Here is a 24675-nt window from a genome sequence, read left to right as displayed (position 1 = left end):
TGGGCGACGTTGGGTTTAGGAACTATATAGGCGTGCTCAGGGCGCTTGCGAGGTGCCTGCATGGGCAGAAAGGCGCACCTTGCGGAAATCACGTTGTTTTTGGCCTAAACAAGGCATCCGCCGCGAGCTTGTGCGCAGCCGATTTCTGCTTGTGTGCCTTTACGCGGGTGATTTCGTTTTCAAGAAGCAGGACGCGTGCATCAAGTTCATCCAGCGAATAGCGCTCCAGGCTTTCGCTGGCGAGAAGGCTGGCGGCTCCGAAGTCAGCTTCGGGCGACCGCCGCCGCGGTCGATCGTCCTCGTCCATTGCAGTGCAGCATCGGACTGATATTCTCTGCTGTCAATGGTGTGAAAAGAGTTCCCCTCCGGTAGTACTGTGTGGCAACAGGAGCGATATGTTAGCTAACCTGCCTTCAACAATGCTTGCTGTTGGGTTCGATGAACCCGGCGATGCCGAAGTCTTGCAGCCGGTGTCTCTGCCTGTCCCGAAGCCGGGACCGGGGGAAGTTCTCGTCAAAGTGGCTTTTGCCGGGGTCAACCGGCCGGATGTCGTGCAGCGCAAGGGTCTCTATCCGCCGCCGCCGGGGGCCTCGCCGGTTCCCGGACTGGAGATTTCCGGCATGGTCGCCGTGCTGGGCGAGGGCGTGGACGAACTGGCCGTGGGCGATACCGTGTGCGCGCTGGTGTCGGGTGGCGGCTATGCGGAATACTGTCTGGCCAAGGCCGGACACTGCCTGCCCGTGCCTGCCGGGCTGCCGCTCGATGAAGCGGCGGCGCTGCCCGAGACGCTGTTCACCGTGTGGCACAATGTGTTCGAGCGTGGCTATGCCCGCGAGGGCGAGACTGTGCTGGTTCATGGCGGCACCAGCGGCATCGGCACCATGGCGATCATGCTCGGCAGGCATTTCGGCCTCAAGGTGATCGTGACTTGCGGCTCGCCCGAAAAGTGCGCGAAGGCGCTGGAAATCGGCGCTGCGCACGCGATCGACTACAAGACCACGGATTTTGTCGCGGAAGTTGCCAGGATTACCGGCGGCAGGGGCGTGGACCTCGTGCTCGACATGGTCGCGGGCGATTACGTCGCGCGCAATCTGAAATGCCTGGCGATGGACGGGCGCCATGTCACGATCGCGGTGCAGGGCGGCACCAGGGCCGAGATCAACATGGCCGTGGTGATGACGCGCCGCTACACGCTGACGGGCTCGACGCTGCGGGCGCGTTCGGACGAATTCAAGACGCTGCTGGCGCAGGAAATTGCCGCGACGGCCTGGCCGGTCGTGGAAAGCGGTATGCTGCGCCCGGTGATGGACGCGCGATTCCCGCTGACGGAGGCGGCTGCCGCTCATGCGCGCATGGAAGCGGGCGATCACGTCGGCAAGATCGTGCTGGAGGTCTGACGGTTCGCGTGCCATCACGGCGGTGATGGAAAGACTTACCCTTCATGAGGACCCGCGCAGCGGCAACTGTTACAAGATCCGCCTGACCGCGGCGCTGGTCGGCAAGCCGATCAAGCGGGTGCAGTACGACATCATGAAGGGCGAGACGCGCACGCCCGAATTCCTGCAGAACATCAATGCCAATGGCCGGATTCCCGTGCTGCAGGTGGGTGGCAGGTTCCTGCCCGAAAGCAATGCCGCGTGCTGGTATCTGGCGGAAGGGTCCGCGCTGATTCCCGGCGATGCGTTCGACCGGGCGGACATGCTGCGCTGGATGTTCTTCGAGCAGTACAATCACGAGCCCAATGTCGCGACGCTGCGTTTCTGGCTGCAGTTCGTGGGCGAGGCCAATCTCAGCCCGTTCCAGAAGGACCAGATCATGGCCAAGCGCGCGGGTGGCGAGGCGGCGCTGGGCGTGATGGAAGAGCACTTGTCGCAGCACGACTGGTTTGTCGGCAGTGGTGTGACGCTCGCCGATATCGCGCTCTATGCCTATACCCATGTGTGCGAAGCGGGAGGATTCCGGCTTCGTGACTATCCGGCGGTGTGCCGCTGGCTGAAGCGCGTCTCGGCCTTGCCGGGCTATGTCGCGATGGATTGAATCGGGATCGGATAGGGCGCACATTCGCGGCCGTGCTTGGAAAAGGGCGGCTTTTGCTTGCCGAATCCGCAAAGTTTGCCTACATCGGCCCCGTACGGCCGCTCCGCGAAGGGGCGGCCCTTATTGTTTCCGCCGGAGATAGAGAATGAGCCAGCCCACTCCGCTGATGCCGCACGCGACCGCCTCGTGGCTGGTCGATAGCACTGCGCTGACTTTCGAGCAGATCGCGGAATTCTGCGGCCTGCACATGCTTGAGGTTCAGGCCATGGCCGACGATCTGGCTTCCAGCAAGTACACCGGACGCGATCCTGTTCGCGCCGGTGAACTGACCATGGAAGAGATCGAGAAGGGTCAGGCGAATCCCGATTACAAGCTGAAGATGCACAAGGTCCCGGTCACGGTCAGCCGCACCAAGGGCCCGCGCTACACGCCGGTCTCCAAGCGTCAGGACAAGCCCGACGGCATCGCCTGGATCCTGCGCAACCATCCCGAAGTGTCGGATGCGCAGATCGGCAAGCTGATCGGCACGACCCGCAACACGATTGCCGCGATTCGCGACCGTTCGCACTGGAACATCGCCAACATCACGCCGAAGGATCCGGTCACGCTGGGCCTGTGCTCGCAGCGCGAACTGGATTCGATCGTGGCCAAGGCCGCGAAGAAGGCGGGTATCGAGGACGAGCTGCCGGGCGACGAGCGTCTGGTCGACGATCGCGAGGCGCTGATCGAGGAACTGCGCGCCGAACGCGAGGCTGCCGCCAAGGCCGCCAGCGAAGCCGCGCAGGAAGCCGAAGCGGCCGCCTGGCTCGAAGCCAAGCGTGCTGCCGAAGCGGCCGAGCAGAACGGCGAATAATTCCGCTTCCGGCTTGACCGGCAGGCGCGGCCAGCGCAGCGACTGTCGGTCAAGTTAACACCTGAACACAACTTTCTTGCCCCCTCGGGGACATTTGCGCACAGTCCTTTCATGAGCGAGAGGACCGGCCCGAAGGAATGGCGCGAGCAATACGCGCACCCCTGCGACTGGAAGCAGGACTTTGCGCCGCTGGCTATGACCCAGCTCTTCGCCGACAGCGTCTCGCGCCATGGCGGCCGGGCGCTGGTGGACTTTCTCGGACGCACATTCACTTATCGCGAGATCAGCGCCGAGGCGCAGCGCTTTGCCGCCGGGCTGCAGGCGCTGGGCATCGGCAAGGGAGACCGGGTGGGGCTCTACCTGCCCAATGTGCCGGTCTATCTTTCCGCCTATTTCGGCACCCTGATGGCCGGTGCCACGCTGGTCAATTTCTCGCCGCTCTGCACGGCCGCCGAACTCGAAGCGCAAGTCGCGGATTCGGGTACGCGGCTGCTGGTGACGCTCGATGTCCCGGCGCTGTTGCCGATTGCCGAGCAGGTGCTGCGCGCTTCCGCTCTCGAACGGCTCGTGGTGGCGCGGCTGGCGGGGCAATTGTCGTTCTGGCAGGGGGCGGGTCTGCGCTTCCTGCACCGGCGCCAGATCGCGCCGGTGCCGTTGGCGGCGGATATCCTCGAATGGGTGGATGTCCTCTCGGACGCCAGCCTCAAGCCGGTCTCGATCGATCCGCTGAACGACGTGGCGCTGCTGCAATATACCGGCGGCACCACCGGCGCGCCCAAAGGGGCGATGCTCACGCACCAGAACCTCACCGCCAATGCCCGCCAGATCGAGATGATCGATCCCCACGCCCATGCGCGCGACATCATCCTGGGGGTGCTGCCGCTGTTCCATGTCTTCGCGAATGCCAGCGTGCTCAACCGCACGGTCTGCAACGGCGGGATGATCGCCCTGCTGCCGCGTTTCGACGCCCGGCAGACTTTCGCGGCGATCGCACGGGTCAAGGCCACGGCCATGCCCGGCGTCCCGACGATGTACCGGGCCTTGCTCGATCATCCGGCGATGGCCCGGACCGACTTTTCCAGTCTGTTCACCTGCATATCGGGCGGTGCGCCCCTGCCGCGCCCGCTCAAGGCGCGGTTCGAAAAGGCGAGCGGTGCCAAGCTGGTGGAAGGCTACGGCCTTACCGAGGCGGCCGGTGTCGTAGCCACGAACCCGTTCGACGGGCGCGAAGTGCCGGGTTCGGTAGGCCATCCGCTGCCGGGAACGGACTTGCGTCTGCTCGACAAGGAGGATCCCGGCCGCGATGCCGTGCCGGGGGAGCCTGGCGAGCTGGCGGTTGCCGGGCCTCAGGTCATGCTGGGGTACTGGAATCGTCCGGAAGCCGCCGCGCAGGCCTTCGTCGAGTGCGACGGGCGGCGCTGGCTGCGCACCGGCGACATCGCGGCGATCGACGAGGAAGGCTATGTGCGGATCGTCGACCGGCTCAAGGACATGATCTCGGTCGGCGGTTTCAAGGTCTATCCCAGTCAGGTGGAGGCGGTTCTGCTCGATCATCCGGCCGTGCTTCAGGCGATCGTGATCGGCGTGCCCGATGCCTATCACGGCGAAGTGCCGCGGGCTTACGTGGTTGCCGGGCCGTCAGCCGGTGAGGCGATTGGCGGCGAGATTGACGGTGACGAGATTGCCCGCTGGCTCAATGCCCGCGTCGGCAAGCACGAACGGGTCGATCGCGTGGAACTGCGCGCCTCGTTGCCGACGACCTTGGTCGGCAAGCCCGACCGCAAGGCCCTGAGGGCCGAAACGCGCGGCGCCTGACCCGGATTACGCTTCGGCGAGGAAATCGAGCAGAGCCTGATCGTATTCGTCGACCTGCCCGTTGGCCTCGATCCGTTTGTCGAGCCAGGCTTTCTCGTCCCGAGTAAGCTGCCGCGCGGTCTCCACCAGCGTTTCCAGATGCGCCGGAACTTGCCTGCGACCGAACACCACGCCCGCGCGGTTCGCAGCGCCGATGCTGCGCCCGGCCCGGATCATGAAGCGGCCAACCGACGAGGAATGGTCGTTCATGAAGCTTTCGAGCTGCATGGCGCGTTCGCGGGGCAGCGGGCTATGCGAAGTGAAGCCCTGCAGGTAATTGCCCACGCCCTGCACGAACAGCCGCTTCCACTCGGGCGCATTGGCGCCGCCCAGCGTTTCGTCCTTGATGCGGAACAGCAGCTCGGCCTCGCGGCGGCTCACGCCGGCCGGCCGTTCGCTGCCCGAGGCGAACAGGATGCGGCGCATGATCCGCGCTTCTGCCTCGGTGACATTGCCCTTGCCCAGTTCGCCGCCGCAGCGGGTCGGCCCTTCGCCGGCCAGCACGGCCTGTTCGACCTGCCGCAAGGCATAGGCGCGCAGCGCTTCGGGGACCTGCGTGGCCTTTTCGAACACGCGCACCAGCAGTTCGAGCTCGGTGATCGAATGCAGGCGGCCGTCGTGCTCGATATGCGCGATCAGCCAGTCGCCGTTGCTTTCGGTGATATAGCCGCGCGGTTCGAGCTGGTTCACGACATATTCGCCGATCGCCTCGACGAAGAAGTCCGACCATTCGGCCGTGGGATGGTCCAGCTTGTGATTGATGGTGAAAATGACATCGGCCTGATCGGGATCGATCTGCCCGTTGGCCCAGCCCGCGCGCCGCAGCGCAAGGACGTCGTCCGCACAGATTGCGCCGTCGGCCAGGGCCTGCTCGGCGATTTCGCTGAAATGCATGGTCATCGTGTCGGGGCTCCCCAAGCGGAGGTTGGGGAGCGGTCTGGCCGAATAAGTCTAATTTGCCGTTAAACCGCCGGGTCTGCCGCGGTTCCCGTCACGGCTGCCGCAGGGCCGCGACGCAGGCGGCGCGGTCGACATCCTGTCCGTCCGAAGCGCGGCGGGCATCGACATAAGTCGCCAGCGGCTCGTGCGAGCGCGAGGTGGGATAGAGGTAGATGTCGAGCACGCAGGGTGTCCCGGTGAATTGCAGCTTGCGGGCATCGCCTTCCCAGACGTCGAGCCGGGGCTGGCCGAACTGGCGCACGAGCTGCTTCTGGGTGGCGCCGATCACGTCTTCCAGGCCGGGGATCGACTGGAACTGCGGATCGCGCAGTACGGTGCGGTTCGGCTGGCGGACCGGCGGCACGGCGGACGTGCGCTTGGGCGGATGAGGGGTGCTGGCGACTCCGCCGCCGCAGGCCGAGAGCAGCAGTGCCAGCGAACAGGCGGCCAGCGCCGCATGGATGCGATGAAGGGCTCCGCCCCGGTCGATATCGTGCATAATCGCGGCCACGCATTGCGCGGCGGTGCCGGGCTGTCAACGGCCCCGTGCTTGCGGAGCGGCAGGCCGCGCGCTAGGCGCGTTCCAACGCTTTTTCCCCACTTCCAAGGACAGACCCCTTTCATGACCCAACCGAGCCTGGATGTCATCGCCATTGGCAACGCCATCATCGACGTCATCGCCAATTGCGAAGACAGCCTGATCGAAGCGCTGGGGCTGGCCCGCGGCGGCATGATGCTGATCGACGACGAGCAGGCCCGCAGCCTCTACGAAGCGATGGGCCCGGCGCGAGAGATTTCGGGCGGTTCGGCGGCCAATACGCTGGCGGGCCTTGCCCAGCTCGGCGCGAAGTGCGGTTTCATCGGCCAAGTCGCGCAGGACCAGCTGGGCGACGTGTTCACCCACGACATCCGCGCCGGGGGCATCCATTTCGAGGTGCCGGCACGCCCGGGCAATCCGCCGACGGCGCGCTGCCTGATTTTCGTGACGCCCGATGGCCAGCGCACGATGAACACCTTCCTCGGCGCCTCGCACTACCTGCCTGCCGAAGCGCTCGACGAAGCGCTGATCGCCGATGCCGCGGTGCTCTATCTCGAAGGCTACCTGTGGGACCCGGAAGAGCCGCGGGCGGCCATGCGCAAGGCGATCACCGCGGCCCGCGCCGCCGGGCGCAAGGTGGCGTTCACCCCGTCGGAAACTTTCGTGATCGACCGCCACCGCGCCGATTTCCTCGACCTGATCGATGCCGGGCAGATCGACGTGCTGTTCTGCAACGAGCATGAAATGGCCGCGCTGACCGGTGAGGCCGATTTCGAAGCGGGCATTGGCGCGCTGGCACCGAAGATCCCCACGCTGGTCGTCACCCGCAGCGCCGATGGCGCCGTCGCCGTGGCGGACGGCGTGCGTTCGCAAGTCGCCGCCGAGCCGATCGACAAGGTGGTCGATACGACCGGCGCGGGCGATCTGTTTGCCGCCGGGTTCCTGTTCGGGCATGTTCGCGGCCTGCCGGTGGCCGATTGCCTCAAGATGGGGGCGATCTGCGCCAGCGAAATCATTTCGCACTACGGTGCCCGGGCGGAAACAGATCTCAAGGAATTCGTCGAAGCCCGGATGGGGTAAAACTCTGGGGTAAGACTTTAGGGGGAAGCATATTGATCTGTCCGGCGCTGATCGACTTCGAAGCGAGTTGCCTGCCCGAATACGGGCGGTCCTTTCCCATCGAAGTCGCGGTGGCCCGGATGGACGGCAGGAACCACGCCTGGCTGATCCGCCCCGCCAAGGCCTGGGAATACTGGGACTGGTCCGAGGAGGCCGAGAAGCTCCACGGAATCAGCCGGGAGCTGCTGGACTGCGAGGGTCTGCCGCCCGCGCAAGTCGTGGCCGAAATGGCGGAGTTCGTGCACGATTGCCAGGTCTATGCCGATGCCGATCTCGACGAGTACTGGCTCGAAGTGCTGTGTCAGGCGGCCGGCACGAAACTGCCTTTCCCGGTACGCTATCTGGGCGAGCTGATGAAGCGGCGCGGTTACACCCGCCCGCAAGTCGTGGCAGCGCTCGAAGAGGCCAAGCGGCAGTTGCCCAAGGAACACCTCGCGCGCGAGGATGCCAAGCGGCTGGCGCTGACATTGAAACTGCTGTTCGACGGGCCGCCGCTGGGCGTGAGCGGCTGAGGCGGCGGGCCGGCTTTTCCGACACACCGACGTTGCGAATATAGGCCAATCCTCCCTGTCGCGAAGCGATGGGGAGGGGGACCGTCGCCGCAGGCGGCGGTGGAGGGGCAGAAACCCCTCCGTCAGCGACTGACGTCGCTGCCACCTCCCCATTCCGCAAGCGGAACAGGGAGGAGTGGAAGTCCCGGCCTATCCGATCGAGGCGCCCACCAGTGCGCCAGCTCCGTAAGTGACGCCGGCGGCGGCAAGGCCGATCATCAGCTGTCGCACCGCCGAAAACAGCGCACTGCGGCCGGTAAAGAGGCTGGTGCCGGCACCGATCGCGGCGAGTGCCGCGCCGCTGGCGGCCAGGCTGGTGATCAGGGCAGGCTGGCCGGACAGCGCCAGGAACGGCGCCACCGGCACAATTGCCCCGGCCGAGAACAATACGAACGACCATCCGGCAGCGGTCCAGGCCGATCCGCCCAGTTCGTCCGGATCGATGCCCAGCTCTTCGCGGGCCAGCGTATCCAGTGCGGTGCTCTGGTCGTTCAGCAGGCGTTCGGCCAGCGCGCGGGCCTGGGGTTCGGCGATGCCTTTGGCCTGATAGATGAGGATGAGTTCCTCCTTCTCCTCCTCGGGCACTTCGCGCAGCTCTTCGGCCTCGGTCTCGATCTGGCTGCTGTAGAGTTCGCGCGAACTGGTGACGGACAGCCATTCGCCCATCGCCATCGAGCAGGCCCCTGCCACGAGACCGGCCAGCCCCGTGAGCAGCAGAGCCTGCTGGTTGCTGGCAGCCCCGGCCACGCCCATCACCAGACTGAGGTTGGAAACGAGCCCGTCGTTCGCCCCCAGCACCGCCGCGCGCAAAGTGTTGCCGCCGCCGCGGTGGCGGCCTTCGAGCAGGGCCAGCGCCGGGCCGGGGAGCCCTTCCTGGCCGGCCGCTGCGCGCATCAGCCGCGCGTGCGAGCGTTCGTCCGCAGGCAGGCCGGCGGCACGGGCATCGGGCTGATCGTCATAAGCGGCACTGTCACGCGTTTCCCCTGCGGCCAGGGCGGGCAGCACGAAGGCCGGTCCGAACCGCCGGGCCAGCGCGCCCAGGATCCGGGCGCGCAGCGAAGGCTTTGGGGTGTAGGATACGCCGTTTTCGGCCAGCCGCTTCTGCCAGAAATCGCCGTGCGCGCGCTCGATGGCACCCAGCCGGGCGAAGACTTCGGCCAGCTTGGGATCGGTTTCGCTCGAAGCGAGGGCTTCGTAAACCGCCGCGCCATCAATCTCGCCGCGCAAGTTGGCACGATAACGCGGCACGGGGTCGGAAGCGGTCATGGCCTACCCTCTACCGCATGGCCGCGCCGGTCAACTGCCTAGCCGGCCTTCCGTGACCGCTTGCAGCTTTGCCAGACACTCCGCCTTGCGCTTGTCGCGCGCGCCGGCGATGTCCTGCGCGACTTGTCCGGGCAGGGCGCAATCCTTGGCCGGGCGGACGGGGTGCTTGGCGCGGCAGCCGGACTCGGTGGCGAACCAGTCGTCGGCGCAGTCCTCGTAAGCCGCCTGATCCGCATCATGCAGGCTCTGGCAGCTCCGCGTCCAGCGCTGCTTGTACGACAGTTCGGCGAAATTGACGCAGTCGTCATAGGCCACTTGCGCGGCCTGCACGCGTTTGGCCTGCTCGGCAAGGGCCTGGGTCTGCTGGTCCGCCACGGCCTGCTTTTCGGTCATCGCCTCAGTCTGGCGGCGAATGTCCTGCGACGGCAGGTAGATGCCGTAGTAGAACCCCACGCCGCCGCCCGCGAGCAGCGCGCCCAGCGCAAGCGAGAGCTTGAGGATAGTGTCGGCGTGCCTGGTCATCACTCCTGTTCGCGTGCCACTTCGCGCCAGCCGATGTCGCGGCGGCAGAAGCCGCTGGCGAAGTCGATCGCATCGACCGCCGCATAGGCTTTCGCCTGCGCTTCGGTCACCGAAACGCCGCGCGCGGTCACGTTGAGCACGCGTCCACCGCTCGCTACGAGTTGGCCGTCCTTCAGCGCGGTGCCGGCGTGGAAGACCTTGGCACCGTTTGCCTCTGCCGCGGCGATGCCGCCTATCGCACCGCCCTTCTCGGGCGTGCCGGGATAGCCGTTCGCCGCCATGACCACGGTCAGCGCGGTATCGTCGGAAAAGCGCGGCGGCTCGATCGCGCCGAGCCGGTTTTCAGCGCAGGCGTGGAGCAGTTCGACCAGATCCGATTCGAGCCGCAGCATCATCACCTGGCATTCCGGATCACCGAAGCGGCAGTTGTATTCGATCAGCTTGGGGCCTTCGCGCGTCAGCATCAGGCCAAGGAACAGCACGCCCGAATAAGGCATCCCTTCATCGGCCAGCGTTTTCACGGTGGGGGCGATGATCTTGGTCATCGCTTCGGCTTCGAGAATCGGCGTGAGCACCGGGGCCGGGCTGTAGGCGCCCATGCCGCCGGTGTTGGGGCCGGTATCGCCGTCGTCCACCCGCTTGTGGTCCTGCGCCGAGGCGAAGGGGACAATGGTGGAGCCATCGGTGAGCGCGAAGAAGCTGGCTTCCTCGCCTTCGAGGAATTCCTCGATCACCGCTTCCGCGCCTGCCTCGCCAAAGCGTCCGGCGAAGATGTCGCGCACGGCCTCTTCGGCTTCGGCCATGGTCATGGCCACGGTCACGCCCTTGCCGGCGGCAAGGCCATCGGCCTTGATGACCACGGGCGCGCCGAATTTGGCGAGTGACGTCATGGCGTCAGCCTCGTTGGAAACGCGCACGTAACCGCCGGTGGGGATGTTGGCGCGGGCGCACAGATCTTTGGTGAAACCCTTCGAGCCTTCGAGCTGGGCTGCTGCCTTGTCCGGGCCGAACACGGCAAAGCCGCTCTTGCGCAGGGAATCGGCGAGGCCGTCGACCAGCGGCGCTTCGGGGCCGATGACGATGAGGCCGATCACCTTTTCCTCGCAGAAGGCAATCACCGCGGCGTGATCGGTGGCGTCGAGCGCGATGCAGGTCGCGTGTTCGGCAATCCCCGGATTTCCGGGCGCGGCCCAGAGTGTTTCGCAGAGCGGGGATTGCGCCAGCTTCCAGGCCAGCGCATGTTCGCGGCCGCCCGAGCCCAGAAGAAGGATGTTCATTTCCCGTGCCTTTCCACGATGACGAATACGATGATGGTCGTTCGGGGGGGCTGGTAGCGAAGCAAGGCGCCGGGGACAACGCTGCCCCGCTCTCGATCAGCGAGATTTCGGCGATTCTCAAGCGTACGGTGGAGGAGCGCTTCGGCTTCGTGCGCCTGCGCGGCGAGCTTTCCGGGGTGAAGCGGGCGGCATCGGGCCACCTCTATTGCGCGCTCAAGGACGACAAGGCGGTGATCGACGGCGTGATGTGGCGCGGCGGTGCCCAGCGCCTCGCCTTCCGGCCCGAAGACGGGATCGAGGTGATCGCCACCGGCAAGCTGACGACTTATCCGGGGCGTTCGAAGTACCAGATCGTCATCGAAACGATGGAGATCGCGGGCGAAGGCGCCTTGCTGGCGCTGCTCGAAAAGCTGCGGGCGCGGCTGGCGGCGGAAGGTCTCTTTGCGCCCGAGCGCAAGCGCGCTCTGCCGTTCCTGCCGGGCGTCATCGGTGTCGTGACGTCACCCACCGGCGCGGTGATCCGCGACATTCTCCATCGCCTGGCCGACCGTTTTCCCAGCCGGGTGCTGGTCTGGCCGGTGCTGGTGCAGGGCGAAGGTGCGGCGCAGCAGGTTGCCAATGCCGTGCGCGGCTTCTCGGCGATCGCGCCCGGCGGCCCGGTGCCGCGCCCGGACGTGGTGATCGTCGCGCGCGGCGGCGGCTCGATCGAGGACTTGTGGAGCTTCAACGAGGAAGTGGTGGTCCGTGCCGTCGCCGAATCGGCGATTCCGGTGATCTCCGCCGTCGGACATGAGACCGACACCACCTTGTGCGACTACGCCGCCGACCGCCGCGCGCCGACGCCGACCGCCGCGGCCGAGATCGCGGTGCCGGTGCGGGGCGAGCTGATGGCGCAGCTCGACGAACTCGCCCTGCGCAAGCGCCGCAGCATTGTGCGGCCTATCATGCTGGGCCGCGAACGGCTGGAAGCCCGCGTCCAGCGCCTGCCCAGGCCCGAGGCGATCCTTGCGGCCAAGGCGCAGAAGCTGGACGAACTCTCCGACCGGCTCCGGCGCGGCTTGCAGGATCAGGAACGCACCAAGCGCGAGCGGCTCGGCCACACCGCCGCCAAGCTCTCGCTTCCCCTTTTGCGTCAACGGGTTGCGTCCAGCGCCGAGCGGCTGGAGCGGGCCGGGCTGACCCAGCGCCTGCTCGCCCGCCGCTGGACTTCGGCGCGCGACGCATTTGCGCCGGTCGAGCGCGTGCTTCCTCAACTAAACCCCCGCCTGCCGCTCCAGCGCGGCTATGCTCTCGTCACCACGCCTGACGGTCAAGCCCTCACCAGCCGCGAGCGCGCCGCGCAGGAGGCCGTTCTCGTCCTCGAATTCCGCGACGGCAAGCTGCCGGTCACGACGGGTTCAGGGGCGGAAGAGCATGGTCCACTGCCGACGCCCCCATTGCCCCCCCGCAAGCCCGCGCGCCCGAAGGCGCAGGAGTCGCGGCAGGGCGATTTGTTCTGACCGGCAGGCTTTGCTAGGAAATGCCCATGCTCATGTCCTCCACCGACCGCCCCGCCAAGCTCAGCTATGGTCCCAACGGGTTCCGCGTGCTCAGCCCCGGCCATTTCGTGAATTGCGCCGTGACCGGTGAACCGGTGCAACTCGAAGTCCTGCGCTACTGGAGCGTGGACCATCAGGAAGCCTACGCCACTGCAGAGATCGCCACCCGGCGCCTGCTCGGGCAGGCATGAGGCGGCGCGGTTTTACCATCGCATCGCTGTCGACGGTTGCCATCGCGGCGATGGGCGGCGGTCTGGCGCTGATGGGTGATTCCTTCGGTGCGGGCAGTCCCGCGCACGCTGCGCCGCAGGGCGCGGCAGCCACGCATCTCACCTATTCGGGTGAGCTGACGCAGGGCGGCTGGATTCGCGGAACCGTGCCGGCGGGCACGAAAGCCCTGTCGCTGGATGGCCAGCCGGTGCCGGTCGCGTCCGACGGGGCATGGTTCGCCGCCTTCGACCGCGATGCAGGGGCGACAGCCATGCTCTCGATGACGGCCGTCGATGGCAGCGTCACCAGGCAGCAGATCGCCGTCGCGCCGCGCGCCTGGCATATCGAAAACATCAACATCCCGCGCAAACCCGGCGGCCCGACCGAGGCGTTCATGGAACTGCGGCGGCCTGAACTGGCCCGCATTCAGGCGGCGCGGGCCATGCAGACAAGTGCTCAGGGTTGGCGCGAGCATTTCATCTGGCCGGTAAAGGGCCGCATTTCCGGCCGATTCGGTTCGCAGCGCATCTATCGCGGCGAGCCGGGCAGCTATCATTCGGGAATCGACATCACCACCGGAACCAGCGGCACACCGTTCGTCGCACCGGCCGACGGGGTTGTCATTCTGGCGGCGGAAAAGCCCTTCACACTGGAAGGCAACCTGCTGATGATCGACCACGGCATGGGTCTCAACAGCGCCTTCCTGCACTGCTCGCAGATCCTCGTGAAGGAGGGCGATCATGTGAAGCAGGGGCAGGTGATCGGCAAGATCGGCATGACCGGACGCGCCACGGGCCCGCATCTGCACTGGTCGATCAAATGGGAAGAGGCGCGGCTTGATCCTCTGCTGTTTACCGGGCCGATGAATTGATGATTCGTGCCGCTCGCTGCGCTTGCCGCGGCGTGAGAACGGTTAGGGGCAGGGCCTATGAATCGCACCATTGAGGTTTGAGGCAAAATGGCTCAGCGCAAGGAGAGAAGACGCAGGAATATGTCGATATTTCCAGGCTTCTCGACGCAGCGATGGGCCATTTTGGTCAAATCCTTTCAGGACGTCCGAATGGCTTCCATCTCGAACCAAATCGACCTTGGAAAGGCAACCAGCCTTCCCGGCGGGCGATTTGGCCCGATATGTTCGCCATTCGGACGCCTCAATGGTGCGATTCATAGGCCCTGCCCCTAGGAAAGCGCATCGTGCGCCGTGCCATCGTCTTTCTGCTGCCGCTCCTGGCCCTGCTGGCGCTTACCCTGATCCGTTCTCCCGTGCCCAGGGAGGACGAGGCTCTTCGCATTCAGACGAAGCCGCTGGCGATGCCCGCGGAACGCGTCCTGGCTGCCTATCTGGGGCCGTTCCGGTTCGAAGGAGGCTGGCAGCTCCGGTCGGATGCCGCCCGTTTCTATGGCTATTCGTCGATGATTCCGGAACCGGACGGCCGGATTCTGGCCTTCAACGATGCCGGGGATTATCTCGCGTTTTCCCCGCCCGGCGCGACCTATTCCAAGCCCCATATCGCCGAGATCGCATTCGTGGAGCGCACGGGGGCGAAGATCAGTCGCGATGTCGAATCGGTCGCGCACGATCCCGCAACGGGCCGGTATTGGCTTGGCCTTGAAGGGCGGAACCAGATTGTCCGGCTGAACGCCCATCTGGCCGAGGAGGCGCGCGTTTCCCCGGTGGCCATGGCAGCCTGGGGCGACAATACCGGACCGGAAGCGATGACCCGCTTGCTCGATGGGCGCTTTGTGGTGATTCGCGAGATTCCGCTGTCGCCCTGGGGATCGCGCCTGCATGAGGCCGTGCTGTTCGATGGCGATCCCATCAAGCATCCCGATGGCCACAAGTTCCTGTTCGACGGGCCGGACAATTTCTCGGCCGTCGACATGGCGCTGCTGCCCGATGGCCGTGCGCTGATTCTCATGCGGCGGCTGATCTGGCCCTTGCCCATGCGCTTTGCCGGGCGAATCGTGATTGCCGATACGGCGCAGATCCGACCGGGCAAGGTCTGGCACTCGGCGCCGTTGGCTTCGCTCGCATCCGTGCTTCCGGTCGACAATTTCGAGGCGATCGGCGCAGTGCCCGGAAAAGACGGCAAAGTTACCGTGTGGCTGATGTCCGACGACAACGACATGCGCATCCTGCAGCGCACGCTGCTCTGGAAGCTGTCGGTCGATCCGAAACGCCTGCCCTGGCCCGCCCGCTGATTATCAAAACGCCGATTGCAGGCACACGAAAAGGCGCGCAGTTGCGACTGCACGCCCTTCGTTGGCTGACCTGACCGGCTCTCCTTGCGGAGAGCGGCGGAAAATCAGGCGGCCTGCTTCTTCTTGAGCTCGCGCTTCACCTTGAGGGCGCGCGGCGAAAGCTTCGAATCCGAAGCCTTGAGCAGCCAGTTGTCGAGGCCGCCGTTGTGCTCGACCGAGCGCAGGCCGTGGGTCGAAACGCGGAACTTGAAGCTGCGCTCCAGGCCTTCCGACATCAGCGTGACGTTCTGAAGGTTGGGAAGGAAGACGCGCTTGGTCTTGTTGTTGGCGTGGCTGACGTTGCAGCCGACCTGGCGGCCCTTGCCAGTCAGTTCGCAGATGCGGGACATGTCTACTCTCGCTCGAAAAAATCTGTTGCCGTTTGTACGGGAAGGCGCGCCCTTACCGATTCCCCCCCGCAAGGTCAAGTTGCACGGCGGAATTCAGCGCGCTAGCGCATCGGCATGAGCAAATGGCCGCTTCCCGAATACATGCAGATGGCGCTGGCGCAAGCGCGTGAGGCCGCCGATTCGGGTGAAGTTCCGATCGGCGCGGTGGTGGTGAAGGACGGCAAGGTGATTGCCACGGGCCGGAATGGCCCGCGCGAGCGTCACGATCCCACGAGTCACGCCGAAATCGAGGCGATTCGCGCAGCGGCGCGCGTGCTCGGCAATGAGCGGCTGGAAGGCTGCGAGCTGTGGGTGACACTGGAACCCTGCGCAATGTGCGCCGGCGCTATCGCCCATGCGCGAATCGCCCGCCTCTACTACGGCGCGTCCGATCCCAAGGGCGGGGCCGTCGAACACGGCGCGCGCGTGTTCGAGCATGAGCAGTGCCTGCACCGGCCCGAAGTCTATCCGGGAATCGGCGAGGCCGAATCGGCGGAGCTGCTGCGCAGGTTCTTCCGCGAGCGGCGATGAGGGCTAAAGGCCGCGCCAGATTTTCAGGCTGGCCGAATCGGATGGACCGAACTGTCCTCTGCTGCAGCGTTTCGGCATGAAGTCCTTGCCGTAGCAGAGCCGCACTTCGCGCAGCCATCCGGTACGGCTGAGGTCGACGCCGACGTATTCCTCTTTCCAGGCCGGGTTGCGCGCGACGAAGGCCTTGCGCAGGTCGCCCACGGTCAGGCCTTTGCGGCGCGAGAGCAGATCGGCGTCGGGCCAGCGGATCGAACGCCACAAGATGGCGCCGACCTTGAAGTATTTCTCCGGCTTGCCGGTCATGCAGGTGCCGTGCTTGAGCCATTCGTGCATCAGCAGGCCGGGCGAAGGCGTCATGCACAAGTTGCGCCGCACAACTTCTGGCGAGGGCAAGGGGGCGCTGGCGCACCATTGCGGGGCGCCGCCGCTCTTCGCCTCGGGCCAGAGGCCGTGGAGGATGAACCCAAAGCGGCCATTGCGGTGCGAGCACTGCATGGAGCGTGTATCGCCGCTGGTCTTGCAGTAATCGGGCGACCAGCTTGCGGCGAGCGTATAGCCGGCGACGGGCAGTTTGCGTGCCGGGCCGTCCGGAGCGACGGGCCGGATCGGCTCGATGCTGCGCGGCAGGGTGCATTGGTAGGCCTGCGCCATGGCCGGAGCAGGCAGGAGGGCCAGAAGAGCGGCTAGGGTTCGAATCATGTCAGTCAAATACCGAAGGATCGACTTCGGGAGTCTTTCCTCCGCTCCGCAACCATTGGGACACATCTTTGCGGAGTAAAACGATGATCGTGCCTAGACCAAGAATCATACTGGCGGCCATCAGGATTCCGTAAACAGGGCCATATCTATGGCTCAGGCTGTACACCCTCGGAATCTGAAACAAGCCTGCAAACAGCAGGGCAATGTAGAGCCAGCGGGCGAAATTCCCTGCCCGAATGGAGATTCTCCACCAGAATAGGGTATTGATGCCTATTTCGAGCAGGATCGCGACAAGCCAGCCAGCCTTGGCGGTTCCGTTCGCTATGGCATCCGCTCGGAAGCGTGAAGCAAAGAGCAAGATCGCAAGGACATTGAAGACCGTGGATGCGAGCAGCAGCCGACTGAACAAGCGCATCGCCTGTGGTCTGACTTGCAGTCGTTTCTTCTTCGCGCTCTGCACGCTCACAGCGGCGTGAAATCCAGCCCGATATCGGCGGCGGGCGCGCTTTGCGTGAGGCGGCCGACCGAAACGTACGTCACGCCGGTGGCGGCGATCGGGCCGATGGTCGATAGGTTCACCCCGCCCGACGCTTCGGTGGGAACGCGTCCGGCGACGAGGGCCACAGCCTCGCGCAGCCTGTCCGGGCCCATGTTGTCGAGCAGCAGGTGGTGCGCACCGGCGGCAATGGCCGGTTCGATCTGTTCGAGGTGATCGACCTCGCAGATGATCTGCGCGACGCCCGCGGCCTTGGCGCGCGCTACGGCGGGGCCGACGCCGCCGGCGACAAGGACGTGGTTGTCCTTGATCATTGCTGCGTCCCACAGGCCCATGCGGTGGTTTTGGGCGCCGCCCATGCGGGTGGCGTACTTTTCCAGGTGACGCAGGCCCGGGATCGTCTTGCGCGTATCGAGAAGGGTCGCGTGACCCTTCATGGCATCGACGTATTCGCGGGTCATCGTCGCGATGCCCGAGAGGTGCTGCACGGTGTTGAGTGCCGAGCGTTCCGCCGTCAGCATCGCGCGGGCATTGCCGGTCAGGCGCATCAGGTCGGCACCGGGCTCCACCCGCGCGCCTTCGGCGACGAGGATCTCGATTTCCATGGCCGGATCGAGCGTGCGGAAAAAGGCCGCCGCGATCGGCAGGCCCGCCACGGTGATCGCATCGCGCGAGTCCATCACGCCGGAAAACCGCGCCTCCGGATCGATCACGCTTTCCGAAGTGACGTCATGACCGCCGCCAGGGAGACCCACGCCGAGATCTTCGGCCAGAGTGGCATCGACGAAAGCGGCCAGATCGAAGCCGGGAATTGAGAATGCGTCCATGGCCGGTTCTCTTGCGCATCACTGCGCGATTGTCGAGGGCGCTCGCAACCGCCGTTTGGTGCAGTCGCAACTGTACGTCAGATGAATGATTGCCGAAGAAGCGCTGAAACGCTAGCTTTTGTGCAATGCACCCAGAATTGCTCCATGCGGCCGAGGACCCTCAGGCCGAACGCGCCCGCCCGTGGTACGCCCACACCTATACGCAAGTGCTGATCGCCATCGTGGCGGGGGCGCTGTTGGGGTATGTCAGCCCGGCGACCGGAGAGGCTTTCAAGCCGCTTGGCGATGGCTTCGTCCATCTCGTGAAGATGATCATCGCGCCGGTCATCTTCCTCTCGATCGTCACCGGCATTGCCGGGATGCGCGATCTGGGATCGGTGGGCCGGGTGGCGGCCAAGGCCTTTGGCTATTTCATCACGTTTTCGACAGTGGCGCTGTTCGTCGGGCTGATCGTCGCCAATGTGGTGCAGCCGGGGGCCGGGCTCAACATCGATCCGGCGTCGCTCGATGCCTCGAAAGTGGCGGGCTATGCCGCGCAGGCGCACGAAAATACCGTTGTCGGTTTCCTGCTCGGCGTGATCCCCGAAAGCCTGCTGTCGTCGCTCACCGACGGCAATATCCTGCAGACGCTGCTGGTGGCGATCCTTTTCGGCATTGCCTTGCCGCTGGTCGGGCCGCGCGGGGAGCGGATCATTGGTGCTCTGGAGGATCTGTCGCTGGTGGTGTTCCGCGTCGTGGGCATCGTCATGAAGGCGGCACCGCTGGGCGCGTTCGGTGCCATGGCCTACACCATTGGCAAGCACGGGGTTGAATCGCTGGCGAATCTCGTGTTCCTGGTGGCCACGTTCTATTTTACCTCGATCCTGTTCGTGGTGGTCGTGCTCGGCGCGGTTTCTCTGTGGGCAGGTTTCTCGATCTTCCGGCTGATCGCCTATCTCAAGGCCGAACTGCTGCTGGTGTTGGGCACCTCGTCCTCGGAAAGCGCGCTGCCGCTGCTGATCGAAAAGATGGAGCGGGCCGGGTGTTCGCGCTCGGTGGCGGGGCTGGTGATCCCCACCGGCTATTCGTTCAATCTTGATGGAACCAATATCTACATGACGCTGGCCGCGCTGTTCATTGCGCAGGCCTGCAACGTGCATCTTTCGCTGGGCGAGCAGTTGCTGCTGCTGGGCGTGGCGATGCTCTCGTCAAAGGGTGCGGCAGGCGTGACCGGGGCGGGTTTCGTGACGCTGGCCGCGACGCTTTCGATCGTGCCGTCCGTGCCCGTGGCGGGCATGACGCTGATCCTCGGCGTGGACCGGTTCATGAGCGAATGCCGCGCGCTCACCAACTTCATCGGCAATGCCGTCGCATCGGTTGTGGTCTCACGCTGGGAAGGGCAGCTCGACAAGGCGAAACTCAAGGCGGCGCTGTCGGGCAATTTGCCGGAGGGGCCGGCAGCCGTGTCCCCGGCGAGCGCCATGCCTGCGCCGGATGCCGGTGAGGCGGCGATCTTGTAACTGACTGGTCCGTGACCGGGCGGGGCGGCGCCGGCATGGCCGGACACCGCCCCGTTTCCGGTCAGCCCATCACGCCTGCGGCCGCGAGCACGGCGCTGGTCAGCACGTCGGGCGCGATCGAGGTCATCGGCACGATCTGCACCGGCTTTTCCATGCCGAGCAGCATCGGGCCGATATTGGTGGCGCCGCCGATCTCGCGCAGCAGCTTGGCCGAGATGTTGGCCGATTGCAGCCCGGGCATGATCAGCACGTTGGCCGGTGCCGACAGGCGGCAGAACGGATAGAGCGCCATGATCTTCGGGTTGAGCGCGGCGTCGGGCGCCATGTCGCCATCGTATTCGAAGCCGGGGCTTTGTTCGTCGAGGATGTGGACGGCATCGCGGATGGTGTCGAGCCACTTGCCCGACGGGTTGCCGAACGTCGAATAGCTCAGGAACGCGACGCGCGGCTCGTGGCCCAGCCTGCGGGCGACAGCCGCGGTTTCGGTGGCGATCACCGCCAGTTCCTCGGCGCTGGGGCGTTCGTTGATGGTAGTGTCGGCCAGGAACACGGTGTGGGTCTTGCCGACCAGCATGTGGATGCCAAAAGGCAGCTTGCTTTCGGCCGGATCGAGCACGCGGCGCACTTCCTTCATCGACTGTGCAAAGGGGCGGGTCATGCCGGTGATCATGGCATCGCCCACGCCCAGCTTGAGCAGGCCGGAAGCAAAGACGTTACGGTCCGTATTGCACATGCGCTGCACGTCGCGATGCAGGAAGCCGCGGCGCTTGAGGCGCTCGTAGAGCATTTCCACCATCGGTGCGACGTAGTCGGAAACCGCGGCGTTCTCGATGTGGTAGCTTTCGGGGTCGGAAACGCCGAGTTCGTTCATCAGATCGAGAATGGCCTGGGTGCGGCCGACCAGAACCGGTTCGCCATAGCCGAAATCGCGATACTGGATGGCGGCGCGCAGCACCACTTCGTGATCGGCTTCGGCGAAGATGACGCGCTTGGGGTTGGCCTTGACCTGAGCATAGACGCTGCTGAGCACCGAAGTGGTCGGGTTGAGGCGTGCCTTGAGCTCGTGGCGGTAGGCGTCGAAGTCCTCGATGGGCTTTTGCGCGACGCCGGAATCCATCGCGGCCTTGGCGACGGCGGACGGCACCACTTCCATCAGGCGCGGGTCGAACGGGGCCGGGATGATGTACTCGCGGCCGAATTGCTGGGTTTCGCCGTAAGCCGCGGCGACTTCTTCGGGCACCTGCTGGCGGGCGAGCTCCGCGATGGCGCGGGCGGCGGCGATCTTCATCTCCTCGTTGATCGCCGTCGCATGAACGTCGAGCGCGCCGCGGAAGATGAACGGGAAGCCGAGCACGTTATTGACCTGGTTCGGATAGTCCGAACGGCCGGTGGCGACGATCGCGTCGGGGCGGACTTCCTTGACTTCGGGCGGGGTAATCTCGGGGTCCGGGTTGGCCATCGCGAAGATGATCGGCTCGGGCGCCATGCCCTTGATCATCTCCTGCGTGACGGCGCCCTTGGCCGAAAGACCCAGGCATACGTCGGCGCCCTGCAGGGCTTCCGTCAGTGTGCGCCTGTCGGTCATCACCGCATGGGCGGACTTGAACTGGTCGACGTTCTCGCGGCCCGGGTAGATCACGCCGCGGGTATCGCAGACCAGCACGTTCTCATGCCGCACGCCCATCGACTTGATCAGCGAGGTGCAGGCCAGGGCCGAGGCACCCGCGCCGTTCACCACGACCTTGATGTCTTCCAGCTTGCGCCCGGTCAGGTGGCAGGCGTTGATCAGGCCGGCCGCCGCGATGATCGCGGTGCCGTGCTGGTCGTCGTGCATGACCGGGATGTTCATCCGCTCGCGCAGGGCCTGCTCGATGATGAAGCACTCGGGGGCCTTGATGTCTTCGAGGTTGATGCCGCCGAAGCTCGGCTCCATCAGGGCGACGGCTTCGATGATCGCGTCGGTGTCCTCGGTGGCGAGTTCGATGTCGATGGAATCGACATCTGCAAAGCGCTTGAACAGCACGGCCTTGCCTTCCATCACCGGCTTCGAGGCGAGGGCACCGAGGTTGCCCATGCCCAGGATCGCGGTGCCGTTGGAAATCACGGCGACGAGATTGCCCTTGGCGGTGTAATTGTAGGCCGTGGCGGGATCGTCGGCGATTGCCTGCACCGGCACGGCCACGCCCGGAGAATAGGCCAGCGACAAATCGCGCTGGGTCGCCATCGGCTTGCTGGCGATGATCTCGATCTTACCCGGACGGATCGTCTCGTGATAGAACAGCGCTTCGCGCTCGGTGAACTGGACCTTGCTTTTTTCGGACAAGCTTACATCTCCCGATTTCGTCCGAGCCCCTAACGGATGTTGGCGCCACGCGATAGGGGAAAGGATGGATACCTGCGCTTCACAAAAGCAGAAACGGGGCGCTAACGCTGCACCCATGAGTGGAGTTTCCAGCAGCCAGGGCGCAACGCCGATGATGGCCCAGTACCTCGCCCTGCGTGAGGAAGCTGCCGATTGCCTGTTGTTCTATCGCATGGGCGACTTCTTCGAGCTGTTCTTCGATGATGCGAAGAAGGCGGCGGCGATCCTCGATATCGCCCTGACGACGCGCGGCGAGCACAACGGTGCACCGATCCCGATGTGCGGCGTGCCGGTCCATGCGGCGGAAAGCTATCTCGCGCGCCTGATCAAGGCCGGTTGCCGGGTCGCCATTGCCGAGCAGACCGAAACGCCCGCCGAGGCGAAGAAGCGCGGCGGATCGAAGGCACTGGTGGCGCGCGACATCGTGCGGTTCGTCACGGCGGGCACGCTGACCGAGGAAGCCCTGCTGGAGCCGCGGCGGGCCAATGTCCTGGCATCGGCTTGCGAAGTGCGCGGCCTGGTTGGCATTGCGGCTTGCGATATCTCCACGGGCCAGATGGAGCTGGAGCAATGCGCGCCGGACCGTCTTGGCGCCACGCTGGCCCGTCTTGGGGCGAGCGAACTGGTCGTGCCCGATGGCTGGGAACTGGCGCCTGAAGGGGCCATCGCCCGTTCGGGTCACGAATTCTCGTCGGAGGGCGGCGAGGAGCGGCTGAAGCTCATCCACGGCGTGGCCACGCTTGACGGTTTCGGCAGCTTCACCCGGCCGATGCTGGCGGCGGCCGGCGGGCTGATCGCCTACCTCGACCATGTCGGCCGGGGCAGCCTGCCGCTGCTGCTGCCGCCGCAGGCCCGCGCGGGCGAGGCCACGCTGGCCATGGACGAGGCGACGCGCGCCAGCCTGGAAATTCTCGAATCCTCGACTGGCGGACGCAGGGGCAGTCTGATCGATGCGATCGACCGCTGCGTGACAGGGGCAGGCGCGCGCCAGCTGGCCGAGGATCTGGCCGCCCCGCTGACGGACCGCGCCGCGATCGCCGAGCGGCTGGAACTGGTGGAGTGGCTCCACGACGATGCCTTGCTGCGCGAGGACTTGCGTGCCGCCTTGCGTGCACTGCCCGATGTTGGACGTGCGCTGGGCCGCGTGGTCGCGGGGCGGGGCAGCCCGCGCGACTTGGGTCAGCTTCGCGATGGCCTTTCGGGCGCGCGGACCGTGGCTGACCGGTTGGCGCGCCGGGATGATCTGCCGGTCCTGCTGCAAGCACTATTGCCCGATCTGGGCGGTCATGGCGCGCTGGTCGATCATTTCGAGCGCGCCCTGGTGCCTTCTCCGCCGACCGAGCGCGGGCAGGGCGGCTATATCGCTGGCGGCTATGACGCAGCGCTGGATGAATTGCGGGTGATGTCCGGCAATGCGCGCCGCGCGATTGCCGCGCTTGAGGCGAAGTACCGCGAGGAAACCGGTGTCGCGGCGCTCAAGATCAAGCACAACAATGTGCTTGGCTACTTCATCGAAGTGCCCCAGCGCCATGCCGACAAGCTGATGGAGCCTGACAGCGGCTTTTCGCACCGCCAGACGATGGCAGGCGCGATGCGCTTCAATGCCCTCGCGCTGCACGAGGAAGCGAGCCGCATCACCGAGGCGGGGGCTCATGCCCTGGCGGCGGAGGAAGCGCATTTCGAAGAGCTGGTGGCCGAGGCCGTCTCGGCGCGGCGGCAGATTGCCCGCACTGCCGGCGCGCTCGCGCGCATCGACGTTGCCGCCGGGCAGGCCGAGCGGGCGGCCGAGGGCGGCTGGACGCGTCCGCATGTCGTCGAAGGGCTGTCGCTGGACATCGAGGGCGGCCGGCATCCGGTCGTCGAAGCGGCGCTCATGGTGCAGGGCGAGCGTTTTGTTGCCAACGACTGCCGTCTCGGTACGCATGACCGGCTCTGGCTGATCGGCGGCCCGAACATGGGCGGTAAGTCGACTTTCCTGCGCCAGAACGCGCTCATCGTGCTCCTGGCGCAGGCGGGCGGCTTCGTGCCGGCCAAGTCCGCGCGGATCGGCATGGTCGACCGCCTGTTCAGCCGCGTCGGCGCTTCGGACAATCTCGCGCGCGGGCGATCGACTTTCATGGTCGAGATGGTGGAGACGGCCGCGATTCTGGCGCAGGCGACCGAACGCAGCTTTGTCATCCTCGATGAAGTGGGGCGCGGCACCTCGACTTATGACGGTCTGGCACTGGCCTGGGCGGTGGCCGAAGCCGTGCACGAAACCAACCGCTGCCGCTGCCTTTTCGCCACGCACTATCACGAACTGGCGCGGCTGGCGGAGACCTGTGAGGCGCTCTCGCTCCACCATGTTCGCGCGCGCGAATGGAAAGGCGATCTCGTCCTGCTGCATGAACTGGCCGAGGGGCCGGCCGACCGCAGTTATGGCCTTGCCGTGGCGCGGCTTGCAGGCGTGCCGCCCAAGGTGATCAGCCGGGCCAAATCGGTACTGGAAAAGCTGGAGAAGGGCCGCGCCGAAACTGGCGGCCTTGCGGCTGGCCTAGGCGACCTGCCGCTTTTTGCTGCCGCGCAGGAGCATCAAGAGGAACAGTGCGACACCCTGCGCTCGAAACTGCGCGACATGGATGTCGATGCACTTGCGCCCCGCGATGCCCTCGAAGTGCTTTACGACCTCAAGCGCGAGGCGGGTACTGAACCTTAACCTTGTTGGCCTATCCCGACGGCATGATGTTCGGGCCGAAGATCTCCACTGTCTTCAAAAGCCGCTGGAACGCGCTGTTCTGGTCGTTGGGCGTTCTGCTCACGGCCTATTGCTCGGTGCCGGCGGTCGATCAGGCTTCCCAGCAGGAAAAGGCCAAGGTCACGGCGGCCAGCCATGCCGAACACACCAATCCCTGGGCCAAGGATACGAGCGCGCCACCGGGGACGGACTA

25 protein-coding genes are annotated in these 24675 nt (G+C 65.7%); 14 read left to right on the top strand and 11 right to left on the bottom strand.

Features of this window, described 5'->3' with window-relative positions:
- Positions 1–88: 88 nt before the first annotated feature.
- Positions 89–307: a DUF1192 domain-containing protein gene (locus NN5_RS15760; protein ID WP_067735272.1), complete on the bottom strand. Its 219-nt coding sequence runs from the start codon at positions 305–307 to the stop codon at positions 89–91.
- 88 nt (positions 308–395) lie between these two features.
- Between NN5_RS15760 and NN5_RS15755 the strand changes: the two genes are divergently transcribed.
- The 4 genes from NN5_RS15755 to NN5_RS15740 all read left to right on the top strand — a co-directional run bounded on the left by NN5_RS15755 (position 396) and on the right by NN5_RS15740 (position 4705).
- A complete protein-coding gene (locus NN5_RS15755) occupies positions 396–1397 on the top strand; it encodes an NAD(P)H-quinone oxidoreductase (RefSeq protein WP_067735268.1) in 1002 nt (333 codons plus the stop codon).
- A gap of 25 nt (positions 1398–1422) precedes the next feature.
- Positions 1423–2037, top strand: coding sequence for a glutathione S-transferase family protein (locus tag NN5_RS15750; protein ID WP_067735265.1), 615 nt, complete (start codon positions 1423–1425; stop codon positions 2035–2037).
- Positions 2038–2182: 145 nt separating this feature from the next.
- On the top strand, positions 2183–2890 hold the full coding sequence (locus tag NN5_RS15745; protein WP_067735263.1) for a DUF1013 domain-containing protein: 708 nt from the start codon (positions 2183–2185) through the stop codon (positions 2888–2890).
- 111 nt (positions 2891–3001) lie between these two features.
- On the top strand, positions 3002–4705 hold the full coding sequence (locus NN5_RS15740; RefSeq protein ID WP_067735260.1) for a long-chain-fatty-acid--CoA ligase: 1704 nt from the start codon (positions 3002–3004) through the stop codon (positions 4703–4705).
- 6 nt (positions 4706–4711) lie between these two features.
- Here NN5_RS15740 and NN5_RS15735 read toward each other — a convergent pair whose 3' ends face one another.
- Both NN5_RS15735 and NN5_RS15730 read right to left on the bottom strand, forming a co-directional pair.
- Complete coding sequence (locus NN5_RS15735) at positions 4712–5644, bottom strand: hypothetical protein (protein WP_067735256.1); 933 nt, start codon at positions 5642–5644, stop codon at positions 4712–4714.
- Positions 5645–5735: 91 nt separating this feature from the next.
- Positions 5736–6182 (bottom strand): hypothetical protein, encoded by a 447-nt coding sequence (locus NN5_RS15730; protein ID WP_067735253.1) that lies wholly within the window; start codon positions 6180–6182, stop codon positions 5736–5738.
- A gap of 123 nt (positions 6183–6305) precedes the next feature.
- On the opposite strand from NN5_RS15730, the gene NN5_RS15725 reads away from it, so the two are divergent.
- Both NN5_RS15725 and NN5_RS15720 read left to right on the top strand, forming a co-directional pair.
- Positions 6306–7301: an adenosine kinase gene (locus NN5_RS15725; protein WP_067735250.1), complete on the top strand. Its 996-nt coding sequence runs from the start codon at positions 6306–6308 to the stop codon at positions 7299–7301.
- A 32-nt stretch (positions 7302–7333) separates the two neighbouring features.
- Positions 7334–7852, top strand: a complete 519-nt coding sequence (locus tag NN5_RS15720) for a 3'-5' exonuclease (protein WP_067735247.1) — start codon at positions 7334–7336, stop codon at positions 7850–7852.
- Between the two features lie 189 nt (positions 7853–8041).
- On the opposite strand, the gene NN5_RS15715 is transcribed toward NN5_RS15720, so the two are convergent.
- Genes NN5_RS15715 through purD form a run of 3 tightly spaced genes read right to left on the bottom strand, consistent with a single transcriptional unit; the run spans position 8042 to position 10956 of the window.
- Entirely contained in the window at positions 8042–9157 is a 1116-nt protein-coding gene (locus tag NN5_RS15715) for a VIT1/CCC1 transporter family protein (RefSeq protein WP_067735244.1), read from the bottom strand.
- Between the two features lie 30 nt (positions 9158–9187).
- Positions 9188–9679, bottom strand: a complete 492-nt coding sequence (locus NN5_RS15710; protein ID WP_067735241.1) for a hypothetical protein — start codon at positions 9677–9679, stop codon at positions 9188–9190.
- Entirely contained in the window at positions 9679–10956 is a 1278-nt protein-coding gene (purD, locus tag NN5_RS15705) for a phosphoribosylamine--glycine ligase (protein ID WP_067735238.1), read from the bottom strand. The genes NN5_RS15710 and purD overlap by 1 nt, the downstream gene beginning before the upstream one ends.
- Positions 10957–10961: 5 nt before the next feature.
- Between purD and xseA the strand changes: the two genes are divergently transcribed.
- The 4 genes from xseA (at position 10962) to NN5_RS15685 (ending at position 14906) form a co-directional block, all read left to right on the top strand.
- The gene (gene xseA / locus NN5_RS15700; RefSeq protein WP_067735235.1) at positions 10962–12455 is read left to right on the top strand and encodes an exodeoxyribonuclease VII large subunit; all 1494 of its coding nucleotides are present in this window, start codon (positions 10962–10964) and stop codon (positions 12453–12455) included.
- A 26-nt stretch (positions 12456–12481) separates the two neighbouring features.
- Entirely contained in the window at positions 12482–12685 is a 204-nt protein-coding gene (locus tag NN5_RS15695; RefSeq protein ID WP_067735232.1) for a DUF2093 domain-containing protein, read from the top strand.
- Positions 12682–13575, top strand: a complete 894-nt coding sequence (locus tag NN5_RS15690) for a M23 family metallopeptidase (protein ID WP_245656538.1) — start codon at positions 12682–12684, stop codon at positions 13573–13575. Before NN5_RS15695 ends, NN5_RS15690 begins: the two co-directional genes overlap by 4 nt.
- A 323-nt stretch (positions 13576–13898) precedes the next feature.
- Entirely contained in the window at positions 13899–14906 is a 1008-nt protein-coding gene (locus tag NN5_RS15685) for an esterase-like activity of phytase family protein (RefSeq protein WP_067735228.1), read from the top strand.
- A 104-nt stretch (positions 14907–15010) separates the two neighbouring features.
- Here NN5_RS15685 and rpmB read toward each other — a convergent pair whose 3' ends face one another.
- The gene (gene rpmB / locus NN5_RS15680; protein ID WP_067735225.1) at positions 15011–15295 is read right to left on the bottom strand and encodes a 50S ribosomal protein L28; all 285 of its coding nucleotides are present in this window, start codon (positions 15293–15295) and stop codon (positions 15011–15013) included.
- 114 nt (positions 15296–15409) lie between these two features.
- Here rpmB and NN5_RS15675 point away from each other — a divergent pair, with 114 nt between their 5' ends.
- The gene (locus tag NN5_RS15675) at positions 15410–15865 is read left to right on the top strand and encodes a nucleoside deaminase (RefSeq protein ID WP_067735222.1); all 456 of its coding nucleotides are present in this window, start codon (positions 15410–15412) and stop codon (positions 15863–15865) included.
- A 3-nt stretch (positions 15866–15868) separates the two neighbouring features.
- On the opposite strand, the gene NN5_RS15670 is transcribed toward NN5_RS15675, so the two are convergent.
- The 3 genes from NN5_RS15670 to nadC are packed head-to-tail and all read right to left on the bottom strand — an operon-like array spanning position 15869 to position 17887.
- Entirely contained in the window at positions 15869–16564 is a 696-nt protein-coding gene (locus NN5_RS15670) for a ribonuclease T2 family protein (RefSeq protein ID WP_067735319.1), read from the bottom strand.
- 1 nt (position 16565) lies between these two features.
- On the bottom strand, positions 16566–17030 hold the full coding sequence (locus NN5_RS15665) for a hypothetical protein (protein WP_157081170.1): 465 nt from the start codon (positions 17028–17030) through the stop codon (positions 16566–16568).
- The gene (gene nadC, locus NN5_RS15660) at positions 17027–17887 is read right to left on the bottom strand and encodes a carboxylating nicotinate-nucleotide diphosphorylase (RefSeq protein WP_067735210.1); all 861 of its coding nucleotides are present in this window, start codon (positions 17885–17887) and stop codon (positions 17027–17029) included. The genes NN5_RS15665 and nadC overlap by 4 nt, the downstream gene beginning before the upstream one ends.
- A gap of 125 nt (positions 17888–18012) precedes the next feature.
- On the opposite strand from nadC, the gene NN5_RS15655 reads away from it, so the two are divergent.
- Positions 18013–19386: a dicarboxylate/amino acid:cation symporter gene (locus NN5_RS15655; protein ID WP_067735209.1), complete on the top strand. Its 1374-nt coding sequence runs from the start codon at positions 18013–18015 to the stop codon at positions 19384–19386.
- A gap of 61 nt (positions 19387–19447) precedes the next feature.
- Here NN5_RS15655 and NN5_RS15650 read toward each other — a convergent pair whose 3' ends face one another.
- Positions 19448–21709 (bottom strand): NADP-dependent malic enzyme, encoded by a 2262-nt coding sequence (locus tag NN5_RS15650; RefSeq protein WP_067735205.1) that lies wholly within the window; start codon positions 21707–21709, stop codon positions 19448–19450.
- A gap of 115 nt (positions 21710–21824) precedes the next feature.
- On the opposite strand from NN5_RS15650, the gene mutS reads away from it, so the two are divergent.
- Positions 21825–24443 (top strand): DNA mismatch repair protein MutS, encoded by a 2619-nt coding sequence (gene mutS, locus NN5_RS15645; RefSeq protein ID WP_505766222.1) that lies wholly within the window; start codon positions 21825–21827, stop codon positions 24441–24443.
- A 2-nt stretch (positions 24444–24445) separates the two neighbouring features.
- On the top strand, positions 24446–24675 hold a 230-nt coding region (locus NN5_RS15640; RefSeq protein WP_245656536.1), incomplete at its 3' end, for a hypothetical protein.

The sequence above is a fragment of the Novosphingobium naphthalenivorans NBRC 102051 genome (assembly GCF_001590985.1).
In the GTDB taxonomy this organism is placed as follows: domain Bacteria; phylum Pseudomonadota; class Alphaproteobacteria; order Sphingomonadales; family Sphingomonadaceae; genus Novosphingobium; species Novosphingobium naphthalenivorans.
The sequence above is the reverse complement of the archived record's forward strand: the minus strand, read 5'-3'. Positions and strand labels throughout refer to the sequence as shown.